The 24034-nt window shown below is 46.4% G+C and carries 20 protein-coding genes and 1 tRNA gene; 16 read left to right on the forward strand and 5 right to left on the reverse strand.

Annotated elements, in window-relative coordinates; genetic code table 11:
• The first annotated feature begins 35 nt into the window (after positions 1-35).
• From V7Q13_RS11810 to V7Q13_RS11850, 9 genes are all read left to right on the forward strand, one after another.
• Positions 36-1460, forward strand: coding sequence for a Gfo/Idh/MocA family protein (locus V7Q13_RS11810; protein WP_157478187.1), 1425 nt, complete (start codon positions 36-38; stop codon positions 1458-1460).
• A gap of 33 nt (positions 1461-1493) precedes the next feature.
• Positions 1494-2654: a Gfo/Idh/MocA family protein gene (locus V7Q13_RS11815; RefSeq protein ID WP_333800881.1), complete on the forward strand. Its 1161-nt coding sequence runs from the start codon at positions 1494-1496 to the stop codon at positions 2652-2654.
• A gap of 77 nt (positions 2655-2731) precedes the next feature.
• On the forward strand, positions 2732-3103 hold the full coding sequence (locus V7Q13_RS11820) for a GxxExxY protein (RefSeq protein ID WP_333800882.1): 372 nt from the start codon (positions 2732-2734) through the stop codon (positions 3101-3103).
• A 35-nt stretch (positions 3104-3138) separates the two neighbouring features.
• Positions 3139-4194 (forward strand): sugar phosphate isomerase/epimerase family protein, encoded by a 1056-nt coding sequence (locus V7Q13_RS11825; RefSeq protein WP_333800883.1) that lies wholly within the window; start codon positions 3139-3141, stop codon positions 4192-4194.
• 23 nt (positions 4195-4217) lie between these two features.
• The gene (locus tag V7Q13_RS11830; protein ID WP_333800884.1) at positions 4218-4622 is read left to right on the forward strand and encodes a c-type cytochrome; all 405 of its coding nucleotides are present in this window, start codon (positions 4218-4220) and stop codon (positions 4620-4622) included.
• A 5-nt stretch (positions 4623-4627) separates the two neighbouring features.
• Positions 4628-5314, forward strand: coding sequence for a 3-keto-disaccharide hydrolase (locus V7Q13_RS11835; RefSeq protein ID WP_333800885.1), 687 nt, complete (start codon positions 4628-4630; stop codon positions 5312-5314).
• 289 nt (positions 5315-5603) lie between these two features.
• Entirely contained in the window at positions 5604-8435 is a 2832-nt protein-coding gene (locus V7Q13_RS11840; RefSeq protein ID WP_333800886.1) for a SusC/RagA family TonB-linked outer membrane protein, read from the forward strand.
• Positions 8432-8800 (forward strand): hypothetical protein, encoded by a 369-nt coding sequence (locus V7Q13_RS11845; protein ID WP_333800887.1) that lies wholly within the window; start codon positions 8432-8434, stop codon positions 8798-8800. The genes V7Q13_RS11840 and V7Q13_RS11845 overlap by 4 nt, the downstream gene beginning before the upstream one ends.
• A gap of 21 nt (positions 8801-8821) precedes the next feature.
• Positions 8822-10297 (forward strand): RagB/SusD family nutrient uptake outer membrane protein, encoded by a 1476-nt coding sequence (locus tag V7Q13_RS11850; RefSeq protein WP_333800888.1) that lies wholly within the window; start codon positions 8822-8824, stop codon positions 10295-10297.
• A 75-nt stretch (positions 10298-10372) separates the two neighbouring features.
• Here the strand turns inward: V7Q13_RS11850 and V7Q13_RS11855 are convergent, their stop codons facing one another.
• A complete protein-coding gene (locus tag V7Q13_RS11855) occupies positions 10373-11242 on the reverse strand; it encodes a sugar phosphate isomerase/epimerase family protein (protein ID WP_333800889.1) in 870 nt (289 codons plus the stop codon).
• Between the two features lie 66 nt (positions 11243-11308).
• On the opposite strand from V7Q13_RS11855, the gene V7Q13_RS11860 reads away from it, so the two are divergent.
• Positions 11309-11704, forward strand: a complete 396-nt coding sequence (locus V7Q13_RS11860; RefSeq protein WP_333800890.1) for a DUF1801 domain-containing protein — start codon at positions 11309-11311, stop codon at positions 11702-11704.
• On the opposite strand, the gene V7Q13_RS11865 is transcribed toward V7Q13_RS11860, so the two are convergent.
• Positions 11705-12463 carry a DUF4197 domain-containing protein gene (locus tag V7Q13_RS11865; protein ID WP_333800891.1) on the reverse strand — a complete coding sequence of 253 codons (759 nt, stop codon included), beginning with the start codon at positions 12461-12463 and terminating at the stop codon, positions 11705-11707.
• Between the two features lie 74 nt (positions 12464-12537).
• Between V7Q13_RS11865 and V7Q13_RS11870 the strand changes: the two genes are divergently transcribed.
• The 5 genes from V7Q13_RS11870 (at position 12538) to V7Q13_RS11890 (ending at position 18450) form a co-directional block, all read left to right on the forward strand.
• Complete coding sequence (locus V7Q13_RS11870; RefSeq protein ID WP_333800892.1) at positions 12538-13680, forward strand: NAD(P)/FAD-dependent oxidoreductase; 1143 nt, start codon at positions 12538-12540, stop codon at positions 13678-13680.
• 25 nt (positions 13681-13705) lie between these two features.
• Positions 13706-14530 carry a glutaminyl-peptide cyclotransferase gene (locus V7Q13_RS11875; protein WP_333800893.1) on the forward strand — a complete coding sequence of 275 codons (825 nt, stop codon included), beginning with the start codon at positions 13706-13708 and terminating at the stop codon, positions 14528-14530.
• A 914-nt stretch (positions 14531-15444) separates the two neighbouring features.
• Positions 15445-15888 (forward strand): group I intron-associated PD-(D/E)XK endonuclease, encoded by a 444-nt coding sequence (locus V7Q13_RS11880; protein ID WP_333800894.1) that lies wholly within the window; start codon positions 15445-15447, stop codon positions 15886-15888.
• Between the two features lie 234 nt (positions 15889-16122).
• Complete coding sequence (locus V7Q13_RS11885; protein WP_333800895.1) at positions 16123-16725, forward strand: gluconate 2-dehydrogenase subunit 3 family protein; 603 nt, start codon at positions 16123-16125, stop codon at positions 16723-16725.
• A gap of 6 nt (positions 16726-16731) precedes the next feature.
• Positions 16732-18450 carry a GMC family oxidoreductase gene (locus V7Q13_RS11890; protein WP_333800896.1) on the forward strand — a complete coding sequence of 573 codons (1719 nt, stop codon included), beginning with the start codon at positions 16732-16734 and terminating at the stop codon, positions 18448-18450.
• Between the two features lie 4 nt (positions 18451-18454).
• On the opposite strand, the gene V7Q13_RS11895 is transcribed toward V7Q13_RS11890, so the two are convergent.
• The gene (locus V7Q13_RS11895) at positions 18455-20287 is read right to left on the reverse strand and encodes an ABC transporter ATP-binding protein (protein WP_333800897.1); all 1833 of its coding nucleotides are present in this window, start codon (positions 20285-20287) and stop codon (positions 18455-18457) included.
• Between the two features lie 124 nt (positions 20288-20411).
• Between V7Q13_RS11895 and V7Q13_RS11900 the strand changes: the two genes are divergently transcribed.
• Positions 20412-21770 (forward strand): pyridoxal-phosphate dependent enzyme, encoded by a 1359-nt coding sequence (locus V7Q13_RS11900; protein WP_333800898.1) that lies wholly within the window; start codon positions 20412-20414, stop codon positions 21768-21770.
• Between the two features lie 110 nt (positions 21771-21880).
• On the opposite strand, the gene V7Q13_RS11905 is transcribed toward V7Q13_RS11900, so the two are convergent.
• Together V7Q13_RS11905 and nagB are read right to left on the reverse strand one after the other, a co-directional pair.
• Positions 21881-21954 (reverse strand) — tRNA-Arg (locus tag V7Q13_RS11905).
• Between the two features lie 125 nt (positions 21955-22079).
• A complete protein-coding gene (nagB, locus tag V7Q13_RS11910) occupies positions 22080-23978 on the reverse strand; it encodes a glucosamine-6-phosphate deaminase (protein WP_333800899.1) in 1899 nt (632 codons plus the stop codon).
• Positions 23979-24034: the final 56 nt, after the last annotated feature.

Genomic DNA, 24034 nt, shown 5'->3' on the forward strand with positions numbered 1-24034 from the left:
AAATTACATAACTCCAAACAGCTTTAAATAACCGCATGTCTTCCAAAAAATCATCCAGAAGAAATTTTATCCGCAACACGGCCGTAGCCGGTGCAGGATTTATGATTGTGCCTCGTCATGTGCTAGGCCGTGGCTATGTAGCGCCCAGCGATAAACTCAACATTGCCGGCATTGGCGCTGGTGGCAAAGGGGCCAGCGATTTATCTGAGTTTGCCAAAGGTGGCCGGGCCAACATTGTAGCATTTGCCGATGTAGATGTGAAGCAGGCTGCAGGTTCTGTAAAGCGTTTTCCGCAGGCGAAGTTTTACTTTGACTACCGAGAAATGCTGGAGAAGGAAGGTAAGAACATTGATGCTGTTTCAGTATCAACACCCGATAATACCCATGCTGTAGCCACCATGGCTGCCATTAAAATGGGCAAGCATGTATATGTACAAAAGCCATTGACCCATGATATTTACGAAGCCCGTATGCTTACTGAAGCAGCACGTAAATACAAGGTCGTTACACAGATGGGTAACCAGGGCGGCAGTGGCGATGGCGTTCGTCGTATGCAGGAAATGTACCAGTCTGGTTTGATAGGAGAGGTAACCAAAGTATATGCCTGGACCAACCGTCCTGTGTGGCCACAAGGCATGCCAACACCCAGTGGCAAGCACGATGTACCTGCAGATATGAAATGGGATTTGTGGCTAGGACCTGCTCAGTGGACAGACTACAATCCTGCGTATCATCCTTTCAACTGGCGTGGCTGGTGGGCCTTTGGTACCGGTGCTTTGGGCGATATGGCCTGTCATATTCTGGATCCGGCTTACCGCATTTTGCCCATTCTTTTTCCCAACGAAGTAGAATGCTCCGTGCCCAACCAATTTGTAGATGCATGGAAAGAAGCCGGCTATGTAGATAGCTGTCCGCCGTCTTCCATCATTCACATCAACTACCCCAGAACAGATGGTAAAGGTGAAATCAAAGTAACCTGGATGGATGGTGGTTTACTGCCAGAAAGACCCAAAGAATTATTGCCTGATGAACCCATGGGCAACTGGGATGGCGGTATCATTTTCGAAGGCACCAAAGGAAAGATTCTGGCCGATTGTTATGGCGCCAATCCGCGTTTGTTGCCTACTCAAAAAATGAAAGACATTCAGCTGCCAGCGTCTACCATTGCCCGTGTGCCCGAAGGCCATTATCAACAGTGGGTGAATGCATGTATTGCGGGCTACGGCAATGCACAAACCAGTTCACATTTCGACTTTGCCGGACCATTTACCGAAAGTGTACTCATTGCCAACCTAGCTATCCGTAGTTGGATGATGAAGAACCCTGCTGCCAAAGGTTGGGAAGACAAATACCTCGGCCGCAAGAAATTGCTCTGGGATGCTGCCAATATGCGCATCACCAACTTTGAGCCAGCCAACCAGTTTGTGAAAAGAGAATACCGTGCCGGCTGGAGTTTATAAGTATAACGTTCATTCATTTAAGCTATCGTAGATATGAATAGAAAATTAAGAATGGCCATGATTGGCGGTGGTAAAGATGCCTTTATTGGTGCCGTGCATCGTTTGGCTATGAACATGGATGGTCAGGTGGAGTTAGTTGCGGGTGCTTTGAGTGTGAATCCAGATGTGGCCATCGAATCGGGTAAAATGCTGTACCTGCAGCCTAATAGAATTTATACCGATTACAAAGTGATGCTGGAAACCGAAGCAGCCAAAACCGAAGCCGAAGGCCGCATTGATTTTGTGAGCATTGTTACACCCAATTTCGTGCATTTTGATCCCGCCATAATGGCGTTAGAAAAAGGCTTTCATGTAGTAATTGAAAAGCCCATCACATTTACGCTGGAACAAGCCAAGCAGCTGCAGCAAAAAGTGCAGGAAACCGGCAAGCGTTTGTTGCTCTGTCATACCTACACCGGTTATCCTATGGTGAAGCAGGCTCGACAACTGGTGGCCAGTGGCGCTTTGGGTAAAGTGCGTAAAATTTATGTGGAATATCCGCAGGGTTGGCTGAGTACCTTGCTGGAAAAAACGGGTCAGGCACAAGCCAGCTGGCGTACCGATCCTAAGCGGTCGGGTAAGGCAGGTGCCATGGGCGATATTGGTACCCATGCATTCAATTTGGCAGAGTATGTGAGCGGTTTGCAAACCACACATATTTGTGCAGACCTCAACACTTTGGTAGAAGGCCGCTTGTTGGATGATGATGGTGCCGTGCTGATGAAAATGAACAATGGTGCCAGTGCGGTGCTCATGGCATCGCAGGTGGCTGCCGGCGAAGAAAACGCCGTTAAAATTCGGGTGTATGGTGAGCTCGGGGGGGTGGAATGGAAACAGGAAGATGCCAATACTTTGCTGGTGAAATGGCTGGATAAACCGGCTGAAATTTACCGTACAGGTGCTGGCTACAACGGTAGCTTTGCCAAGCATAACACCCGCATTCCTGCAGGCCATCCGGAAGGCTATCTGGAAGCATTTGCCAACCTCTACCGCAACTTTGCCCTCACCGTGCAAGCGGATGTGGATGGCGTGACACCAGCTGCAGAATGTCTTGATTTCCCCAGTACTACCGAAGGGGTACGTGGCATGGCTTTCATTGAAAATGTGGTGGCTTCCTCGCAAAGTGAACAGAAGTGGACGGTGTTTGAAGTGTGATGATTTTTCGCACAGAACTTATGTTTCGCACAGAGGCACAGAGTTTTTTTGTATAAACACAAACACACAATTAGGTCATGGAAACAAATGATCTTACTGCACTCATCATTGAACAGGCCATAGACATTCATCGAAAAACCGGACCAGGTTTGTTTGAATCTGTTTACGAAGAGATGTTGTGGTATAAACTCAATCAACTTGGCTTATTTATAGAAAGACAAAAAGAAATTCCTGTTTACTTAGATGGCATAAAAATGGGTATTGGATTTAGAGCAGATTTAATTATTGACCAACAAGTGATTGTTGAAATTAAGTCTATCGAAACACTCCTTCCTGTACATGCTAAACAGCTTTTGACCTACCTCAAATTGACAAGTATAAATACAGGATTACTCATCAACTTCAATGAAGAACTTTTAAAACAAGGTATCAAGAGGCTCAAGAACTGATAGCAATTTCTCTGTGCCTCTGTGCGAGAAACTCTATGACAACGATTAAAGGACCGGCCATTTTTCTGGCTCAGTTTATGGGCGATGTGGCGCCGTTTAATGATTTGAAAAGCATTTGCCAATGGGCAAAAAGTTTGGGTTTTGTGGGCGTACAAATTCCGAGTTGGGATAGCCGTTGTATTGATTTGCAACGAGCTGCCGAAAGCAAAACCTACGCCGATGAAATCAAGGGGCTTGTAAACGAATGTGGCCTGGAGATTACAGAACTCAGTACGCATTTGCAAGGCCAATTGGTAGCAGTGCATCCTGCTTATGATGCGATGTTTGATGGCTTTGCACCTGAATCGGTGCGGGGCAACAGCAAAGCCAGAACTGAGTGGGCCATTCAGCAATTGAAATACGCAGCCAAAGCATCGGCCAATTTAGGGTTGAATGCACATGCCACATTCAGCGGTGCATTGTTGTGGCACACGGTATACCCATGGCCACAACGACCTGCAGGTTTGGTAGAAACAGGCTTCAAAGAACTGGCCAATCGTTGGCTGCCTATCCTCAACGAGTTTGATGCACAGGGTGTTGATCTCTGCTACGAAATTCATCCGGGTGAAGATTTGCACGATGGTGTTTCTTATGAAATGTTTTTAGAAGCCACGGGCAATCACCAAAGGGCTTGTTTGCTCTACGATCCGTCGCATTTTGTGTTGCAGTGTCTCGACTATCTCAGCTATATTGATCACTATCATGAACGCATCAAAATGTTTCATGTGAAAGATGCCGAGTTTAACCCTACCGGTAAGCAAGGCGTATATGGTGGTTATCAAAGCTGGATCAACAGGGCGGGCCGTTTCCGCAGTTTGGGCGATGGTCAGGTTGATTTCAAAAGCATTTTCAGCAAGCTGGCTGCTTACGATTACAAAGGCTGGGCAGTAATGGAATGGGAGTGTGCCATCAAGCATCCGGAAGATGGTGCCAGAGAAGGAGCCATCTTTATTCAAGACCATATTATCCGGGTAACAGATAAAGCCTTTGATGATTTTGCAGGAACCGGTGCCAACGAACAATTAAACCGTTCAATCCTCGGATTGAGTTAATTTTAAACCCTAAAAATTTCACGATGAAAAAAATACTTTTTGTAGCAGGAGTGGCTGCTTTGATGACAGCCTGTGGTGGTAATGAAAACAGCAATACAACAACGACAACCGCTGCAAAACCCGAAGCTTCAGCTCCTGCGGCCAATGATCTTTCTTCAAATCCCGATTACAAAAACGGTTTGGCTTTGGTGGCAAAATCTGATTGCCTTACCTGTCATAAAGTAAGCGAAACATCAACCGGTCCTTCTTACAAAGAAGTAGCTGCAAAATATGCTAATGCTGACGATGCAACCGTAACCATGTTGGCCGAAAAAATCATCAAAGGCGGATCGGGTAACTGGGGCCAAATTCCTATGACGCCGCACCCTACCGTTTCAATCGACGATGCCAAGCAGATGGTGAAATACGTACTGCTGCTCAATAAATAAACTACATGAAAAAAATCACCACCACATTATTCTCTTTGCTGTGCTTGCAGCTGAGTATGTATGCACAACCCAAGGCCGACAAGGGTTTCAAGCTTTTATTTGATGGCACAACCACCAATGGCTGGCACAAATTCAATAAGCCCGGTACCATTGGCAAAGGCTGGCAAGCAAAAGATGGTGTATTAATGCTCGACCCTGCTGCAAAAGATGGCGGCGATATTGTTACTGATAATGCTTACGAAAACTTTCACCTCAAACTGGAATGGAAAGTAGCCGAAGGAAGTAATAGCGGCATTATGTTTTTTGTACAGGAAGGAGAACAGTACAGTCATCCGTGGAAAACGGGGCCTGAAATGCAGGTGCTCGACAACGACCGTCATGCCGATGCCAAAATTCACAAGCACCGTGCCGGTGATTTGTATGATATGATTGCCTCTTCATCTGAACCGGTAAAAGCAGTAGGCGAGTGGAACCTTGCAGAAATTATTTGCAACAAAGGCAAACTTACCTTCAAGCTGAATGCTGTGGTAATTGTTGAAACCACATACAATGATGCATCATGGGCACAAATGATTGCGAACAGTAAGTTTAAAAACATGCCTGGCTTCGGCTCATTTACCCAAGGTAAAATAGGCCTGCAAGACCACGGCGATTTGGTGTGGTTCAGAAATATTCAGATAAGGCAACTGTAAATCATCATCGAAATAATTATAAGAGTCTGGCACCGAAGGGCGTCAGACTCTTTTAATATACCTGAAAAAACTTATTTGTATAGCTGTTGTTTATATTACTATTCCAATTTGTTACAGATAGTTGTTGACAAACCTGTTTTTTTCAACAATCGTAAGCCGTTCAACGAAAGAAGCTGATTATTAAATCGTCTTAATGCTTTATTTTGAAGGTTGATGCAATGGCAAAGTAGTGGCATGCTTTGTTTTGTAGTGTGTAGAGAAAATTATCGTTAACCAAAAAATCAAACTTATGAGAAAGTACCTGGTGCTTCTGTTAGGCTTTGCCATACTTACGGTATCGGCCATAGCACAAAGCAGAACAATTACCGGTAAAGTAACCGGTACAGAAGGTGCACCCATTGCAGGTGCAACTGTTACAGTTAAAGGAACGAAGGGAGGAACATCGACTGATGCAGAAGGAAACTTTAGCTTAAGTGTTCCTGCAACTGCCAAGACTATTGTTATTAGTTCCGTTGGCTTTGCCGATATGGAAGTAAGCCTCGCAGGTAAAGATGCATTTATGGTGACACTGCAAGCACAAACACGTGACCTCGATGAGGTAGTGGTTGTAGCCTATGGTACCACTAAAAAAGAAGCACTCACAGGTTCTGTAGTTACCATCGGTGCCAAGCAAATTGAACGTCGTCCCATCACCAATGCCACTGGTGCTTTGGAAGGCAATGTGCCTGGTTTGATTACTACATCTGCCAATGGTCAGCCCGGTAGCGGTGTAGCCATTCGTGTACGTGGTTTCGGCTCTTTGTCTGCATCGTCTGATCCATTGTACGTGATTGACGGTGTGCCTTACATTGGCGGTACCAGCAACCTCAACCCCGATGATATTGAAAGCATTTCTGTATTGAAAGATGCATCATCCACTTCATTGTACGGTTCACGTGCAGCAAATGGTGTAATCATCATTACCACTAAAAAAGGTAAAAAAGGCGCAGCCAAAATCAGCCTCCGTGCTATGGAAGGCGTTGCTTCCCGTGGTTTGAAAGAGTATGAAATGGTGAATGCATTTCAGTACTATCCTTTGATGTGGGAATCATACCGTAACTCCTTAGTTTATCCGGCTACTGGCACTGGTATTTCTGTCGATTCTGCCAGTCGTGTAGCTTCTGGATTAACCAGTCGTACAAGCATTGCCGGTTTGCTAGCGTACAATCCCTTCAACGTAGCAGCTAACCAAATTGTAGGAACAGATGGTTTGATCAATCCTAACGCATCGCTGATTTATGGCGACGATTTGGATTGGACCAAAGACCTAATGCGTCGTGGTACCCGTCGGGATTATAGCCTCAATATTAGCGGTGGTGCAGATAAAGCCGATTACCTCGTAAGTATGGGCTATTTGCGTGAAGACGGTTATACCTTGAAGACAAACTTTGAACGTTACACTCTTCGTGCCAACGTAAATGTGCAGCCGTTGAAGTGGATTAAAACTGGTTTGAACTTTTCTGGTAACTACACAGAAAGCAACACTGCCCGTGATGATGGAAGCACCAGCTTTGTAAACCCATTCTTCTTTAGCCGCAACATTGGCCCCATCTATCCGGTATTTGCTCACAACATGACCACAGGTGAATACCTGCTGGATGCAACTGGCAACCGTTTTTGGGATTTGGGTAACCTCGGTAGTAGTGGCTTAGGTATTCCTAACCGTCCGAGTGGCGGCTTCGCTGGTCGTCATGCATTGGCAGAAACACAATTGAACGATCAGTTCTTCCGTCGTTCTGCTTTCAGTGCCCGTAACTATGTAGACATCATCATTACTAAGGACCTGAAGTTTACCAACAACTTTGCGGTGGATTTGCAAAACCAAACTGATGCGTCATTCGACAATACTGTAGTGGGTGATGGTGCTCCAGCTGGTCGTAGCCGCCGTCAAAGCGGCACCAACTTGGCTGTTGTAGCCAGCCAGTTGCTCAACTACAATAAGCAGTTTGGTGAGCACAAAGTAGATGTATTGGCCGGTCATGAAAGCTACAATCAGCAAATAACAGATTTGAACGGATTTAAGCAGGGGCAAAGCCTTTCTGGCAATACTGAATTGAACAACTTTACTACTATCAACTCATTGACATCGGCATTTGACCGTTATCGTATCGAAAGTTATTTTTCTCGCTTGTCTTATGACTATGCAGGAAAATATTACCTCACTGGTAGCCTCCGCCGCGATGGTAACTCTCGCTTTGCACGTAATGCCCGCTGGGGTACGTTCTGGTCAGTTGGCGGTGGTTGGAACATCAGCCGCGAAAAATTCATGGCCAACATTACACCGGTAAACAACCTGAAACTCCGTGGATCTTATGGTGTGGTAGGTAATGCAGATGGTATTGGTTACTATGCTTACCAAGGTTTGTATGTTTTTGCCAATAACGCTAACGAGCCCGGTATTGTGCAAAGCCAAACATCTTTCCTCAATCCAAATTTGACATGGGAAGTAAACAAGCAATTTGATCTCGGTCTCGATTTCGGATTGTTTAAAAACCGCATCAGTGGTTCTATCGAATACTACAATCGTGTATCAAGCGACTTGCTGTATGCCGTACCTCAGCCCTTGAGTAGTGGTGCATTGTCTGTAACGCAGAACACAGCCACCATGGTGAACAAGGGTATTGAATTGCAATTGAATGCCGATGTAATTCGTAAGAAAGATTTCAACTGGAGTGTGACATTCAACATCACAACCATCAACAATGAAATCACTAAAATGCCAGTTGGTCAAACCGAAATTATTGACGGTACTAAGAAGTTGATGGCTGGCAAGTCTCGTTATGACTACTGGCTGCGTCAGTACTATGGTGTAGATCCTACTGATGGTTCTGCATTGTACCTGCCTATCAGTACTACTGGTACACCCGCCAACACCATGCGTTATATTGCTAACAAAAGTGGCGGTGTAGATACCGTAACGACCAACGTAAACAATGCTCGATTGAGTATAGTGGTACAGCCGTACCTGATTTCTATGGAAGCTTCAATACCAGCTTTACTTACAAAGGCATTACCCTTAGTGCATTGTTCAGCTATCAGGTTGGTGGCCAAACGTATGATCAGCTCTATGCTTCTATTATGAGTGTAAGCAACTACGGTGGTGCATTGCATGTAGATGCGTTGAAGCGTTGGCAGAAGCCCGGCGACGTAACCAATGTGCCTCGTATGGATGCAGGCCGTGGTACCGATTTCAATGCAGCTTCTACCCGTTGGTTAACTGATGCTTCTTTCATCAACCTGCGCAACATCAACCTGAGCTACCAACTGCCCGCATCATTGATGAGCAAAGCAGGAATCTCAAGTGCTACGGTATTTGCAACTGCAGAAAATGTATTCTTCAGCTCGAAGCGTGTAGGTATGAACAACCAGCAAGCTTTCAGCGGCGTTACATCTAATGCTTATCCTCCAGCCCGCATCATTTCTGCTGGTATTTCTCTTAACCTCTAATTCGTACTGTATATGAAACACATGAAATATATAGCTACGGCAGTGCTGGCTGCATCTATTGGCCTCACCGCTTGTAAAAAAGAATACTTGGACACTTTTCCAACTACAGCAGTAAGTGCTGATGATGCGTTGGCAAGTGTGCAAAACGCCCGAGCTGCTCTCAACGGTATTCACCGCATTATGTATGTGCAGTATGACGCTCAAGGCCAGGCTGGCGAAGGGTCAAACAACATCTTCCGCGATTTGCTGGGAGAAGACATTGTGTATCCGCTGGCGAATGGATCAACCGGTTTAATCGGTTGGTTGCGTTGGACGACGCACCGCAATGCCAACGATGGATTCCTGCGTTATGTATATCGTTATTACTACCGTATTATTTCTAACGCCAACGTACTCATCAATGGCATGGATCAGGTGCCAGGCGCCGACGTTGATAAGAACCCCATCAAAGGTCAGGCATTGGCCTACCGTGCATGGGCACATTACCAGTTGGTGCAGTTGTGGGGCAAGCGCTACAATGCGGCAGGTAACAATACTCAACCGGGTGTGCCTTTGTTGCTGACAAACACTTTGGAAGGACAGCCAAGAGCAACTGTTGAAGAAGTGTATACACAAATCAATAAAGATTTGAATGATGCTGAAACATTGCTGGCCGGTTATGTTCGTACAGGTTCTGCTGCTAAAAGCAACTTCAATGTAAACGTGGTAAAAGGTTTAAAAGCCCGTGTTGCCCTTACACAAGGCAAGTGGGCCGAAGCTGCAACAAACGCTGCTGCAGCACGTGTTGGTTTCCCATTGATGACGAATGCTGAATACTTGTCTGGTTTCAACAATGTAAACAACCAGGAGTGGTTGTGGGGTAGCCGTCAGATAGATGACCACAACACTTTCTTCTACAGCTATTTCGCTTACATGAGTGCTAACTTTAATTCTACCGTTTTGCGTACTCAGCCCCGTGCTATCAACGCCAATCTGTGGAACCAAATACCTACCACTGATATTCGTAAGCAGTGTTGGGATTTGACAGGTGCTACTGTACCTATTCCTCCCGGTGGTGCTCGGGTGCCTTATCAAAATAAAAAGTATCTGGCACAAAGTAGTTCTACCAGCAATGGCGATGTGGTGTACATGCGTGCCGCTGAAATGTATCTGATCGAAGCAGAGGCACGTGCCCGTGCAGGACAAGACGGACTGGCACAAGATGCATTGTTCACTCTCGTTAAAAACAGAGATGCAGCCTACGTTAAATCTACCAGTACAGGTCAGACATTGATTGATGAAATCATGTTCAATCGTCGGGTAGAATTGTGGGGCGAAGGTTTCCGATTTACAGATTTGAAGCGTTTGAATTTGCCTATGAGCCGAGTTGGTATTCCAAACCATTTGATTGCACTGATTCAAATTCAGACAGTTCCGGTGGGTGATGTACAATGGGAATTTTTGTTCCCTCAGGATGAAATCAATGCCAACAAAGCATTGGAACAAAATCCGTTGTAATCATTACTTGCATCAACAAAAAAGTGTCGCTCCGTTTGGGGCGACACTTTTTGTTGATGGAACAAGAAATAAAAACTATTTCACCAGATTGCCTTTTACATAGCGGATGCATTTTTCTACGCTGTCGTAGGGAGACACGGCGTAGTTTTCTTGCTCTACAAAAAAGTATTCCAATCCCGATTGTTTGGCTTTAGCAAAAATGGCTTTGAAGTCGATGCTGCCGTTGCCTACTTCGGTTTGTTTGTCTTTGTTGTTTTTGTCCATGTCTTTTACATGCCACATTACATAGCGGCCGGGCTGTGCATCAAACATGGCAATCGGATCTTTGCCGGCATTTTTCACCCAGTATAAATCGAGCTCCATTTTTACCATGGATGCATCGGTTTCATTCAGGATAATATCATAGCCATTACCACCACCGGGCAAAGTGTCAAACTCAAAAGCATGATTGTGGTAGGCAAATTTGAGACCACCTGCTTTGCACAATTCAGCACCACGGTTCAAACGGGCTGCCAGCTTTTTATAATCATCAGGTGTTTTGCGGTATTGCTCCTCCAGCCAGGGTACTACCAAATAATCGTTGCCAATCAGCTTGGCATCATCCACCGCTTTCTTCCATACATCGTCGTTGCCTTTATGTAAGAAATCCGCCAGGCCAATGTGTGCACTGGGGCTGGTGACACCATACTTTTTTAGAATGGCAGCAGTGGCTTTCATGTCGTTGCCAAAATATTTGCCATCATTATAGCCAAACATTTCTATTTGCTGATAACCCATGCCGGCCAGTCTGCCAATCACACTGTCGAGACCAGCTTTCAACTCATCCCGCACACTGTAGAGTTGAATGCCGATTTTCATTTTTTTAGGGGCAAATGCCAATGCATCAGACAATCCAAAGGCGAAGGATGCCAACGCGGTGGTCTGTACAAATTTTCTTCTGTTCATATGGCCGTTGTTTTCGAGGTTTTATACTTTTAAAATTAAGGGAGCCACACCGAAGTCACTCAAAAAATGGAATACAAAGTTTCCTCATACATCGAATCACTGCCCGAAGTGGAGTCTGCATTAGCTGCTGAGCTGCGGTCACTCATCTGTACAGCAATGCCGCAGGTACAGGAAAAGTTCAGTTTCAAGATTCCGTTTTATCATTATCACGGCATGTTCTGTTACATCAATTACCTGCGCAAAACCGGTGGCATAGAATTGTGCTTTTGCCGTGGCAAAGATTTGTTGCTGGCTTATCCGCAACTGCAACAAAACGGCCGCAATATGGTCGCTGGTATTTCCCTGTTTGAGATGAAAGATATTCAACGCAAGTCGGTGTCAGAAGTGTTGCATGCCGCTGCCGCCTGGCAGGTAGAAGCATGGCAACAAAAGCGCAGTTTTTTACGCAACAAACATTTCTGACTATTTACTACCAAATACTTTTCGCAACAACTCAGTTGTTCTTGCTGCCGGGTTTTTGCGAATGTCTTTTTCTTCCTGCGCCAGTTGTATGAAAATGCCCCGCAAAGCCTGTTCGGTTACATACGCTGTGAGGTCGGGATTGATTTTTTTGCTGGCAAATTTGTTGTAGTTGGTAAACAACGTATTCCAATGTTTGGTAGCACCCACTTTGTCGATGGATTGTGCAATTACTGGTCGGAATGCTTCCGTTAATGCACTGCTGGTGCTGCCTCGCAGGTAAGCAGTTGCGGCCGTATCGCTGCCTCGCAATATGCCCCATGCATCTTGCCAGCTCATGTTTACAATGGCCTGTTTAAAAATAGGAGCGGCAGATTTGGCAGCATCTTCTGCGGCACGGTTCATGCTCAAAATGGCATCGTCGGCCAGCTTGCCCATGCCCAAATTGCGCAATGTTTTTTCCACCTTCCGGGCTTCTTCGGGCAGCAATATTTTTACGGCGGCATTGGCAAAAAAACCATCTGTTTTACTAAGCAGGTTGCTGCTTTTTTGCGACCCTATTTCCAGTGCTTGTTTCAATCCACTCACCACATCGGTTGTAGTCAGGCTATCCTTGCTGCCGGTTACTTTTTTCAGCAGGCTTTCTACCGTTTGTTTGCTGCTGTCACTGGTTGGTTTTTTCAGCAGGTCTTTTAGTTTTTGTGCTGGCAGTTGTGTACTCACCAAAATGCCCATCATCAACAGTGTCAAAATTTGCCGCATGTTTTTTCTTGTTTGAAACGTAAATATGCGCATTGGTTTACAGCCTTGCTGTTACTTTAACGAAATTTGCACGTATGCCACATGCCGTGTCCTTTTGGGAAAAAGATACCTGGTTACAACCAGCCGATGTACTCATTTTGGGTGGTGGCTTGCTCGGTTTATGGATGGCCATTCAATACAAACAACAGCAACCTGCCAAGCGGGTGATACTCATCGATCATGCTCCCATACCCACTGGTGCCAGCACCCGCAATGCCGGTTTTGCCTGCTTTGGCAGCCCCAGCGAAATGCTCTACGATGCGCAACTCAATGGCGCCGATGCCATGCTGCAAGTAGTGGAAATGCGCTACAAAGGCATACAACATTTGCGCAGTAGACTAGGCGATGAACGCATTGGGCTGGAGCTATGTGGCGGCTTTGAATGCTACACCGAATGGCCCGATGATTTTGACGACAAACTGCATGAATTGAATGGTTGGCTGGCACCCATCATGGGTACGCCACAAGCTTTTGCACCCATGCACCAACACATGCACAGCATGCAGTTGCAAGGTTTTGCTGGCATGGCTGGCAACCTGCTGGAAGGGGCGGTCCACAGTGGCAAACTGGTACAAGCCATGCTACAACTGGCGCAAGAAAAAGGCGTTCAATGTTTGTATGGCCTGCAGCATCAGGGTTGGCAACCCGGGCAGCACAACGTGTTGGAAACAGCCATTGGCAGCATGCCGTTTCATCAATTGGTGATTGCCACCAACGCGTATTTAAGCAGCATGCTGCCACAGCTGGGCATTAAGCCTGCCCGTGGACAAGTGCTGGTGTCTAAACCATTAGATGGTTTGAAAATGCATGGCACCTTCCACTTCGATGAGGGCTTTTATTACTGGCGGCATTTGGGCAATCGCATTTTACTAGGCGGAGCCCGCAATGCCGATTTTGCCGGCGAAGAAACCCTCGATACCGGCACCAGTGAGGTCATTCAACAGCAGCTTGAACAATTCCTGATTCGGCATTTACCACAATATTTTACAGCAGAAAATATCCTGTCACAAATCGATTACCGTTGGGGTGGACTCATGGCCATGAACGAAAGCAAACAGCCTGTGTTGCAGGCACTGGCACCCAATGTTTGGGGCGCTATGAGTTGCAATGGCATGGGCGTGGCTATTACCCCTGTGTTTGCCGCTCAAGTAGTTCGCAGCCTCTTAACAAACGCTTGATGCAGCTACTTCTTAATTTTACCACATGAACAATGCTTTCTTTCGTCGTACTACTGCTGCAGCTTTGGTGCTGCTGGCAGCCTGTGCCAACCCCGATGCGAATACCGGCACCAGCACTGAGCCTGCTGTGGCCGACAATGCGCCAGCCATCATCAACTACCAACTTATCAATACTTATCCGCATGATGCCGGTGCATTTACCCAAGGCCTTGTGTGGTACAATAATCATTTGGTAGAAGGCACAGGCCAACTCGGCGAAAGCAACATTCGCCATGTAGACCTGGCCACAGGCAAAGTGAGCAAGGAAGTGAAAAATGCCGCCGATATTTTTGGCGAAGGCATCACCATTCTCAACGGAAAAATTTACCAGCTCACCTGGCAAAACAAGAAAGCGTTTGTGTACGACGTTTCCACCCTCAAGTTGTTGCAAGAATTTCCGCTCAAAACCGAAGGTTGGGGTATTACCCACAACGGTACCGAGCTTATCGTCAGCGATGGTTCCAGCAATTTGTACTTTCTCAATCCTGCCACTTTTCAGGAAACCAAACGCATTGGCGTGGCCGATGCCATGGGGCCCAGGGGAAATCTTAACGAGCTGGAATACATCAATGGCTTTGTGTACGCCAACATTTGGCAGACGGATGATATCGTAAAAATTGACCCCAACAGCGGGCAAATTGTGGGCCGGCTCAACTTTTCCGATCTCAAAAGCAAGTCGGGCATTACCAGCAATCCCATGGATGCAAAGGCCCCCGACGTGCTCAATGGCATCGCTTACGATTCTGCCGGTCAGCGCCTCTTCATCACCGGCAAATACTGGCCCAAGCTCTTCGAAATCAAATTGCAGTAAGCAGGCGAGGGGCTGTCAGCAACTGTACAAGCATCGGCTACAGTTCCCGCTGTCCGCTTGTAGTGCCCCGCAAGGCAGGTTTAAGGTGCAATCGTCAGCAGCGGGGCAGCTACCGCTACCATCGGGCAGCCCATCAGCTACTGTATACATCCTGGCATTCCCACACGTTCAATAAATCCGTGCATCTGCGGCCGCATAAAAAAATGGCCTCTGTCGCAGGCCTCCCGGCCTGTGACTATACGTTACTCTATCACAACAAAAGGCTACTGAATTATTATCGCCCCTTCAGGGCTTTGATGGTTGTGTGATGCATTTATCCCACGGGCTCCACCCGTGGCTGTAATATCGTCGCCCTTTCAGGGCTTTGGAGTATTCATCTTTTGTATCAAAATCCGTGTTACTCCGTTTTCATCCGCAAAATCCGCGTCTGTCGCAGGCCTCCCGGCCTGTGACGATGAGTTACTCCATTTCTAAAAAAGGCTACTGAAATTATATCGTTCCTTCAGGGCTTTGATGGTTGTGTGATGCTTTTATCCCACGGGCTCCACCCGCGGCTGTAATATCGTCGCCCTTTCAGGGCTTTGGAGTATTCATCTTTTGTATCAAAATCCGTGTTACTCCGTTTTCATCCGCAAAATCCGTGTCCCCAACAAAAAATATCTGTGCTCCTCCGTTCCTCTCTGTGAAAATCCGCGTCCCAATAGCCCCCTTTCAGCAAAATCCATTTTATTTGCACCCGAAACAGCGAAGGCCGTTTCAATAGTTCTTTACAATATGGTCCGGTAGCTCAGCTGGATAGAGCAACTGCCTTTAATGAATAGGAGCCTTACGGTAGGAAACAAAACTCCGTAAGTGGATACCACTGTATCGGTGAACGCTTCGATGATTCGTCATCATGCCAACCCCGAGGAAACTTGAGTTTCACTTTGTATTTTGGAAAGATGATAACCCATCACACTAAAAACAAAGGCGATCTCGGTGTATTGAAGGCAAAGCTTGATCTCTTCCTGCAAGGATATCTGGTATTGGTACCCGAAACCGAACATGCACCTTTTGATTTGGCCATTTATAAAAATGGTGAATTCAAAACGGTTCAGGTGAAGTACAGGGCTGTAAACAAACGAGGAGTTATCGAAATTCCGTTTCGTAATTCTTACAGCACTGCAAAGGGAGTAAATACTAAAAAAGTCAATAAAGCATTGGTGTCAATCTATGCCGTTTATTGTCCGCAAACAGATACTTGCTATTATTTCAATCCACTTGAATATGGAGAGTCAATTGCTTTGAGGGTAAATGCATCTGTGAATCATCAGCAAAAAGGAACACACCTGGCTGATGATTTTAAAAAGGTTCCGTAGAGACTATACGTGGTACACCTGCAATGGTGAAGATATAGTCCAGACCCCAAACCGCACCCATGGTGTGGGCAGCGAAAGCTGTAGCAGGTAAGCTAAGCAGTAGGTCATTGGTTCGAATCCAATCCGGATCACATGTTGTACAAAACCACCCCAACCGGGTGGTTTTTTTATGTCCATGCAGTATCAGCAGCATGGCGTAAATTGCATACTGTACACCTGATAATCCTACACCACATGCTTACACCCAACAAAACAGCTACCGGTAACCGCCGTGTATTTGTGAAACGGTTATCGCTTGGTATTGCAGGCTTAGCCGCAGCATGGGGAGGCTTTACGGTTTACCAAATCCGCAAGCATCCCAAACTCTCTTCCATCGATGCGCAAATACCCCTGCTCGATGAGTTAGCCGAAACCATAATTCCGCAAACAGATACGCCCGGGGCCAAAGCTGCCGGTTGCGGAGCCATCATTGCCATCCTCATCAAAGACTGCACAGATCGTTCATCTCAAAACCGTTTTATCGATGGGCTCGACGCTTTGAAAGATTACTGCCAAAGCCAATATGATACGCCATTTGAAGCGCTATCGGTAGAAAGAAGAATTGCCGTACTACAGCATTTTGAAGCCAAGGGTAAACCAGCTGCTGGCATGTTGGGCAAAGCGCAGCGCAAACTCATGGGCGATTCATTTTTTACCACACTCAAAAACCTAACGGTTACGGCTTGGTGCACTAGCAAAGTTGGTGCCACACAAGGCCTGGCGTACGATTATATTCCCGGAGCTTACATCGCAGATGCACCCTTGCAACCGGGGCAACATTCCTGGGCTACTCAATAATTTTTTATGGGCGACACGTTACACATCAATAAAGGCACTGTCAATTCAGACAGGTATTTCGATGCTATTGTGGTTGGCAGCGGCATCAGCGGCGGCTGGGCTGCTAAAGAACTGTGCCAAAAAGGATTGCGAACACTCGTACTCGAAAGAGGCCGCGATGTGCAACATATCCGCGATTATTCCACTGCTTCCATGAGCCCTTGGGAGTTTACGCACCGGCTCAATTTGACAAACACTGACCGCGAAGAAAATCCCATTCAAAGCGGTCAGTTTGATGAAAGCACCCGCCAGTTTTTTGTCAACGAAAAAGAGCATCCCTACATTCAGGAAAAGCCATTTCATTGGGTACGGGGCTATCAGGTTGGCGGCCGCAGTATTACCTGGGGCCGACAGTGCTACCGTCTTAGTGATTTGGACTTTGATGCCAATGCTAAAGATGGCATTGCGGTAGACTGGCCTATTCGCTACAAAGACCTGGCTCCGTGGTATGATTATGTAGAAGCCTTTGCCGGCATCAGCGGCCAAGCCGAAGGCATTCCACATTTACCCGACGGGGTGTTTTTGCCCGCCATGGAAATGAATGTGCTGGAAAAACATTTCAAAGCGCAAATACAAAAGCGTTATTCTGAAAGGTTTGTTACCATTGGTCGTAGTGCCAATCTTACCAAAGGTTGGGAAGGCCGCGGCCCGTGCCAATACCGAAACTTGTGTATGCGGGGTTGTCCTTTTGGAGGCTACTTCAGCAGCAATGCAGCAACGTTACCGGCCGCAGCAGCAACTGGCAATTTAACCATGCGCCCCAATGCCATTGTGCAGGAAGTGTTGTATGATACCAAAGCCGGAAAGGCTACCGGCGTTCGCATTATTGATACTGAAACCAACAAAACGGAAGCGTTTTTTGCCCGCATTATTTTCCTGAATGCATCAACGATTGCTACTACTGCAATTTTATTGCGTAGCACCAGTGCTGCTTTTCCTACAGGCTTGGGCAACAGCAGTGGTGTAGTTGGCAAGTATCTAATGGACCATCATTTCAGAGTGGGAGCAGAAGCACAGTTTGATGGTTTTGCAGACCGCTACTACAAAGGCCGCCGGCCCAACGGTATTTACATACCTCGCTTTCGCAACTTGCCTGACCCCGCTACCAAACATGCTGATTTTATCAGGGGGTACGGCTATCAGGGTGATGGCGAACGGCAGGGTTGGAAAGACAAACTGCCGGGTTTGCCGGGCTTTGGTGCAGCTTTCAAACAACAACTGAGTACCCCTGGTTTGTGGACCATGTGGTTGGGGGCTTGGGGCGAAACATTGCCACAAGAAACCAACACCGTGGCTTTGGATAGCACTGAAAAAGACCAGTGGGGTTTGCCATTGGTGCGTATTCATTTTGAATTTGGAAGCAATGAGTTGGCCATGCGCAAAGACATGAAGGCGAGTGCAGCAGACATGTTGTCGGCAGCGGGTTTCAAAAACATTCATGAATTTGATTACAACTCACCCGGTGGTGCTTGTGTGCACGAAATGGGTACGGTACGGATGGGTCGCGATGCCAAAACATCTGCCCTCAATGCATTCAATCAAATGCATGATGTACCCAATGTGTTTATCACCGATGGCTCTTGCATGACTTCTTCTGCATGGCAAAACCCATCGCTGACCTACATGGCACTAACGGCACGTGCTTGCGACTATGCAGTGCAGCAAATGAAGGCCGGAAAGTTGTAATGCCTTAAGCTATCAAATCTGATTTTTCGTGGAGTTGCTGTTGCCGGTACATGTCAGCATATGCGCCATTGTTGTTTAGTAAGTCCTCATGTGTGCCGATTTCCACCACACGGCCATCATCTATTACCACAATTTTATCGAAGCTGAACAGGCTGAATATGCGGTGGGTAATGACGATGGCTGTTTTATCTGAAAGATATTGCTGCAGGTTTTGCTGAATAGCTTGTTCAGTGCTGGCATCTACGGCACTCAGGCAGTCATCGAGTACAATGAGTGATGCTGGTTTAAGCAATGCTCTGGCAATAGAAATGCGTTGCTTTTGTCCACCACTTAAGGTAACGCCACGTTCGCCAACCACGGTGTCGTACTGCTTTTCGAAGCGATCAATTTCGGTATCAATCACTGCCATGCGGGCCGCATTTTTCACATCGTCCAGGCTGGCTTCATTGTTGCCAAATCGAATGTTGTTGGCCACGGTATCGCTAAACAAAAATACTTCCTGCGGCACATAACTGATTTGCTTTCGTAAGGCTTCCAGCGTATAGTCTTTTACATTTTTTCCATTCAGCAGTACTTCGCCTTCGTTGGCATCAAACATGCGAAACAGCAGCGCCGCCAAACTGCTTTTACCACTTCCTGTTTTGCCAATGATGGCCACTTTTTCACCAGCTTTAATATGCAGGTTAAATGATTGGATGGCTTGAATGCCGGTATGTTCATAGCGAAAAGAAACATTCTTGAATTCCACATCCACCGCAGCAGTGGCAATGTTTTCATCATGGCCTTCGGCAATGTTCGATTTGTATTGGAGCAATTCATTCAATCGCTTTTGCGAAGCGGATGCCCGTTGTATCATACTGGCTACCCAGCCAATGGCACTTACGGGAAACGTGAGCATGTTTACATACAACACAAACTCAACAATGATGCCTACTTCGCTAATTTTTCCGTTGAGGAAATACAAGCCGCCAATCATGATGGTGAGCAAGGTGCTGAGGCCAATGAGCAGTTGAATAGAAGGGTAGTACACGGCTTCCACTTTAGCTAATCCAATGGCCTGGTCGCGGTACAATTCGCTGTTGCGATTGAAGAAACCTGCCATCTGTTTTTCCTGCACGTAACTCTTGATGACCCGAATGCCGCTGTACGATTGTTGGGCATTGCTGGTGAGGTCGCCCAATAGCGATTGTATTTTTTCACTCTTGTTGTGAATGATGGTGTTGACATAATAAATCACAAACGCCAGAATGGGCAGCGGAGCCAGCGTGTACAAAGTGAGCTCGGCATTTTTGGCCAGCATATTGTACAGCGCAAATACAATAATCGTGATAAGGTTGATGAGGTACATGATAGCCGGCCCGGTGTACATTCTTACCCGGCTTACGTCTTCGGCCATGCGGCTCATCAGGTCGCCAACTGTATGTTTTTTAAAGAAGCCGGCATCCAGTGTTTGGTAATGTTGAAACACTTCATTTTTCTGATCAAATTCAATGTGGCGACTCATCACAATGATGGTTTGCCGCATGAAAAACATGAACACACCACGTATGAGTGCCAGCACCAAAATGGTGACGCCGCACATGGTGACGATGCTGCCAAAACTCCAGTTAAGCCCTTCCATCCAATCGGTGAAAATGTTGACCAACGGATCGGTTTGGCGGCTGAGCGGACGGGCCGTAGCACCGGGCAGCAGCAGCTGCACTTTATCTACCACGTACGCCGTAATCTGTGGCGCCAGAATGGCAAAATAGTTGGAAATGATGATGAACAGCACACCAGCCAACAATCGGTTGCGGTACTTCCAGAAATATTTATTGACGGCTTTCAGGTGCTTCATGAGGGCGTAAAGGTATTGGTGCCGGTGTTAACGATTTGAAAACCCGCTGTGTTCAACCAGCTGCTGCCACTTAGATGCGAAAACCTACATTTGCCCTTCCCTCAGAACGAAAAAATTGCTTGCTATGGCCTGGAAAAAAAACATTCTCGAAACAATTGGTAATACCCCGATGATTCAGCTGAACAAGGTGGTGAAAGACTTTCCTTGTACGGTGCTGGCCAAGGTTGATTATTTCAACCCTGGCAACAGTATCAAAGACCGTATGGCATTGAAAATGGTGGAAGATGCCGAAGCCGACGGCCGGCTGAAACCCGGTGGTACCATTGTAGAAGGTACCAGTGGCAATACGGGCATGGGCCTTGCTTTGGCCGCTTGTGTAAAAGGATACAAATGCATTTTTGTAACGACTGATAAACAGAGTAAAGAAAAGGCCGACATTCTAAAGGCAGTTGGCGCCGAAGTAATTGTGTGCCCCACCAATGTGATGCCCGAAGATCCTCGGAGTTATTACAGCGTAGCGAAAAGATTGGCAACCGAAATCCCCAACAGTGTGTATATGAACCAGTACGATAATTTGTCGAACAGGCAGGCACACTACGAAAGCACCGGCCCCGAAATTTGGGAACAATCAGAAGGCAAGATTACGCACCTAGTTTGTACAGCAGGTACCGGTGGTACCATCGTGGGTACTGCTAAATATTTAAAAGAAAAGAATCCCAACATTCAGATTTGGGCCATTGATGTGTACGGTTCATTGCTTACCAAATATTTCCGCACTGGTGAGGTGGATATGAATGAAGTACATCCGTACATCAGCGAAGGTTTTGGCGAAGATTTTGTGCCTAAGAACTACGACATGAGTGTGATAGATCACTTTGAGCAGGTGACAGATAAAGACGGTGCCGTGCAAGCCCGCCGACTGGCACGTGAAGAAGGCTTGTTTTGCGGATACAGTGCCGGCAGTTGCTTTCAGGGCTTGCTGCAATTGAAAGACCGTTTGAAAAAAGATGATTTGGTGGTATGTATTTTTCATGACCATGGCAGCCGGTATGTGGGTAAAGTGTACAACGATCAGTGGATGATGGAACGTGGTTTCCTGGATGTAAAAACCTTTAAAGACATTGTAAGTGGCCGTAGCCGCCAGCGTTTGATAACTGTGCATCCAATCGATACTGTTGCTGCAGCTGTAGCGCTGATGCAGCAATACGATATTGAAAATATTCCTGTGATGGAGAACGACCGTAACATTGGTTCGCTCAGTGAGCAAGGATTGTTCAATAAAATTTTCAGCGATCCCGATTTGAAAAACCAATCTGTTGAGTTTGTGATGGAGCATCCTTATCCAGAAGTTTCCTATGATACGCCTGTAGAAAGATTGAGTAGTTTAATCACCCGTGAAAACGGTGCTGTATTGTCGAAAGACGAAGCGGGTAGCTATCACATCGTTACCAAGTACGATGTCATCAATAGCTTAGCGAAATAAAATTTCTTCATGTATTGGTGTGAAAGCGGGTATTGGAAAATATCCGCTTTTTATTTTGCGTGTAGTGGCTTTTGGTCACAAAAAAACCACCTGCAAGAGGTGGTTCTTTGTGACCGCGTTAGGATTCAAACCTAAAACCTTCTCATCCGTAGTGAGATGCTCTATTCAGTTGAGCTACGCAGCCAATCCCGTTTGGGGTTGCAAAAATAAGGGGTCAACCAAAACAACCAAAAATTAATTCAAATTTCTGCCGAATCTTTTTTCTGACATTATTGAAAATCAATGCTGGCAGGTGTTTTGGCTCATTTGTTAAAAGTGCCAACGTACAAAAGCTTCCATGGCAGCGTATTGGGTAAGTCCCAATTTGGCATATAAATTGGCCGTGTTGCTGTTTCTTTCTTCGGCCCTTTGCCAAAACTCACGGCTATCACTTCCCTGAAATGGCACCATGTCTTTTTGCGACTGATGAATGAAAATGCCAAAGCGTTTTTTCATGACCTGATCGGGGCTCATGGGTATAGCCATTTCAATTTCTGTAATGTCCCATTCTTGCCAGGCGCCTTTGTACAACCATACCCAGCAATCGTTTATCCATGCATCTCCTTCGGCCTTAATCCGTTTTAATGATTCGAACACAACATCGAGACAAACTTTGTGCGTACCGTGGGGGTCGGCCAGATCGCCGGCGCAAAAAACCTGTTGAGGTTGAATTTTGCGCAGCAATTCCATAGTCAGCAGCACATCGGCTTCTCCCATAGGGTTTTTCTGGATGGTGCCGGTTTCATAAAAAGGCAGGTTCTGAAAATGCCATTGTCCTTCCTTTAGTCCTACATAGCGACAGGTGGCGGCAGCTTCGCAGCGGCGAATCAGTCCCTTAATTTGGCGGATTTCACTAGTATCTGTTTGGCTCGGTTTTTTCTGTGCCAGGTATTGCCGGGCATCCTGCATAATGTCTTTCGACTTTTCGCTGTTGATGCCAAACAACTCTTCGAAGCCTACTGCAAAATCTAAAAAGCGGGTTACAAATTCATCGGTTACTGCTATGTTGCCGCTGGTTTGGTATGCTACGTGTACTTCATGCCCTTGGTCTTGCAGGCGCATAAATGTGCCACCCATGCTAATGATGTCATCATCGGGGTGGGGCGAAAAAATGAGGCTGCGTTTGGGGTAGGGAGATGAACGTTCAGGATGGTTCGGAATTACCACATTTGGTTTGCCGCCGGGCCATCCGGTAATGCTATCGCGGAGTAAATAATACACCTGTAGGTTTATTTCGTAGGCATCGCCTTTTTCTACCAGCAAATCGCCCAGGCCATTTTCGGTATAATCATGATTGGTGAGACTTAATACAGGTTTGCCCAGTTTAAGGGCCATGTTTATTACCGCACGGCGTATCATTTTAGGCGTCCATTCTACTTCGCCTGTCATCCACGGACTTTTAATGCGGGTGAGTTCGCTGGCGGCCTGAGCGTCTATCACAAACAGGCAGTCGTTGTGCTGCTGCAGCAGGCTTGCCGGTACTTGCTCTGTTACACCGCCTTCCACAGAGCGGGCCACAATACCCGCTTTAAAACCCCAAGCCATCAATATGATTTTGCGGGCTTTTAATATGGTACTGATACCCATGGTAATGGCCAGCCGGGGTACTTTGCTGATGTTTTGAAAGTCTTTGCTGTTGGCAATCCGGGTGCTGTTTTCCAGATTCACCAATCTTGTTTTGCTGTAAATACTAGACCCTGGTTCGTTAAAACCAATGTGGCCGTTGTTACCAATGCCAAGTATTTGCAAATCAATACCACCAAGGGCATCAATTTGTGCTTCGTAAGCAAGGCAATGTTGCTTAATGTCTTCTTGTTTCCACTCGCCGTTAGGAATGTGAATGTTTTCGGCAGGTATATCTACATGGTCGAACAGGTTGCGGTGCATGAAGCTCCAGTAGCTCTGTACGGCTTCTTGCTCCAGCGGGTAGTATTCATCGAGGTTAAACGTAATCACATTGGCAAAGCTTAATCCTTCTTGCTTGTGCAACCTTACCAGTTCTTTGTACAGTGTAATGGGCGTGGAGCCTGTGGCTAATCCCAATACACACGAAAGCCCGGACTGCTGTTTTTCCCGAATGATTTGAGCTATTTGTGCGGCAGCAAACACAGAGCCTTGCAAAGGCGTGTCAAAAATGTGAACAGGAACTTTTTCGTAAGAAGTAACCATAGCAAATGATGATTAAAGTTTCAGCGAACGATGTACGCATTATAGCGTCTAATATT

Source organism: Phnomibacter sp. (assembly GCF_036803085.1).
Lineage (GTDB): Bacteria > Bacteroidota > Bacteroidia > Chitinophagales > Chitinophagaceae > Phnomibacter.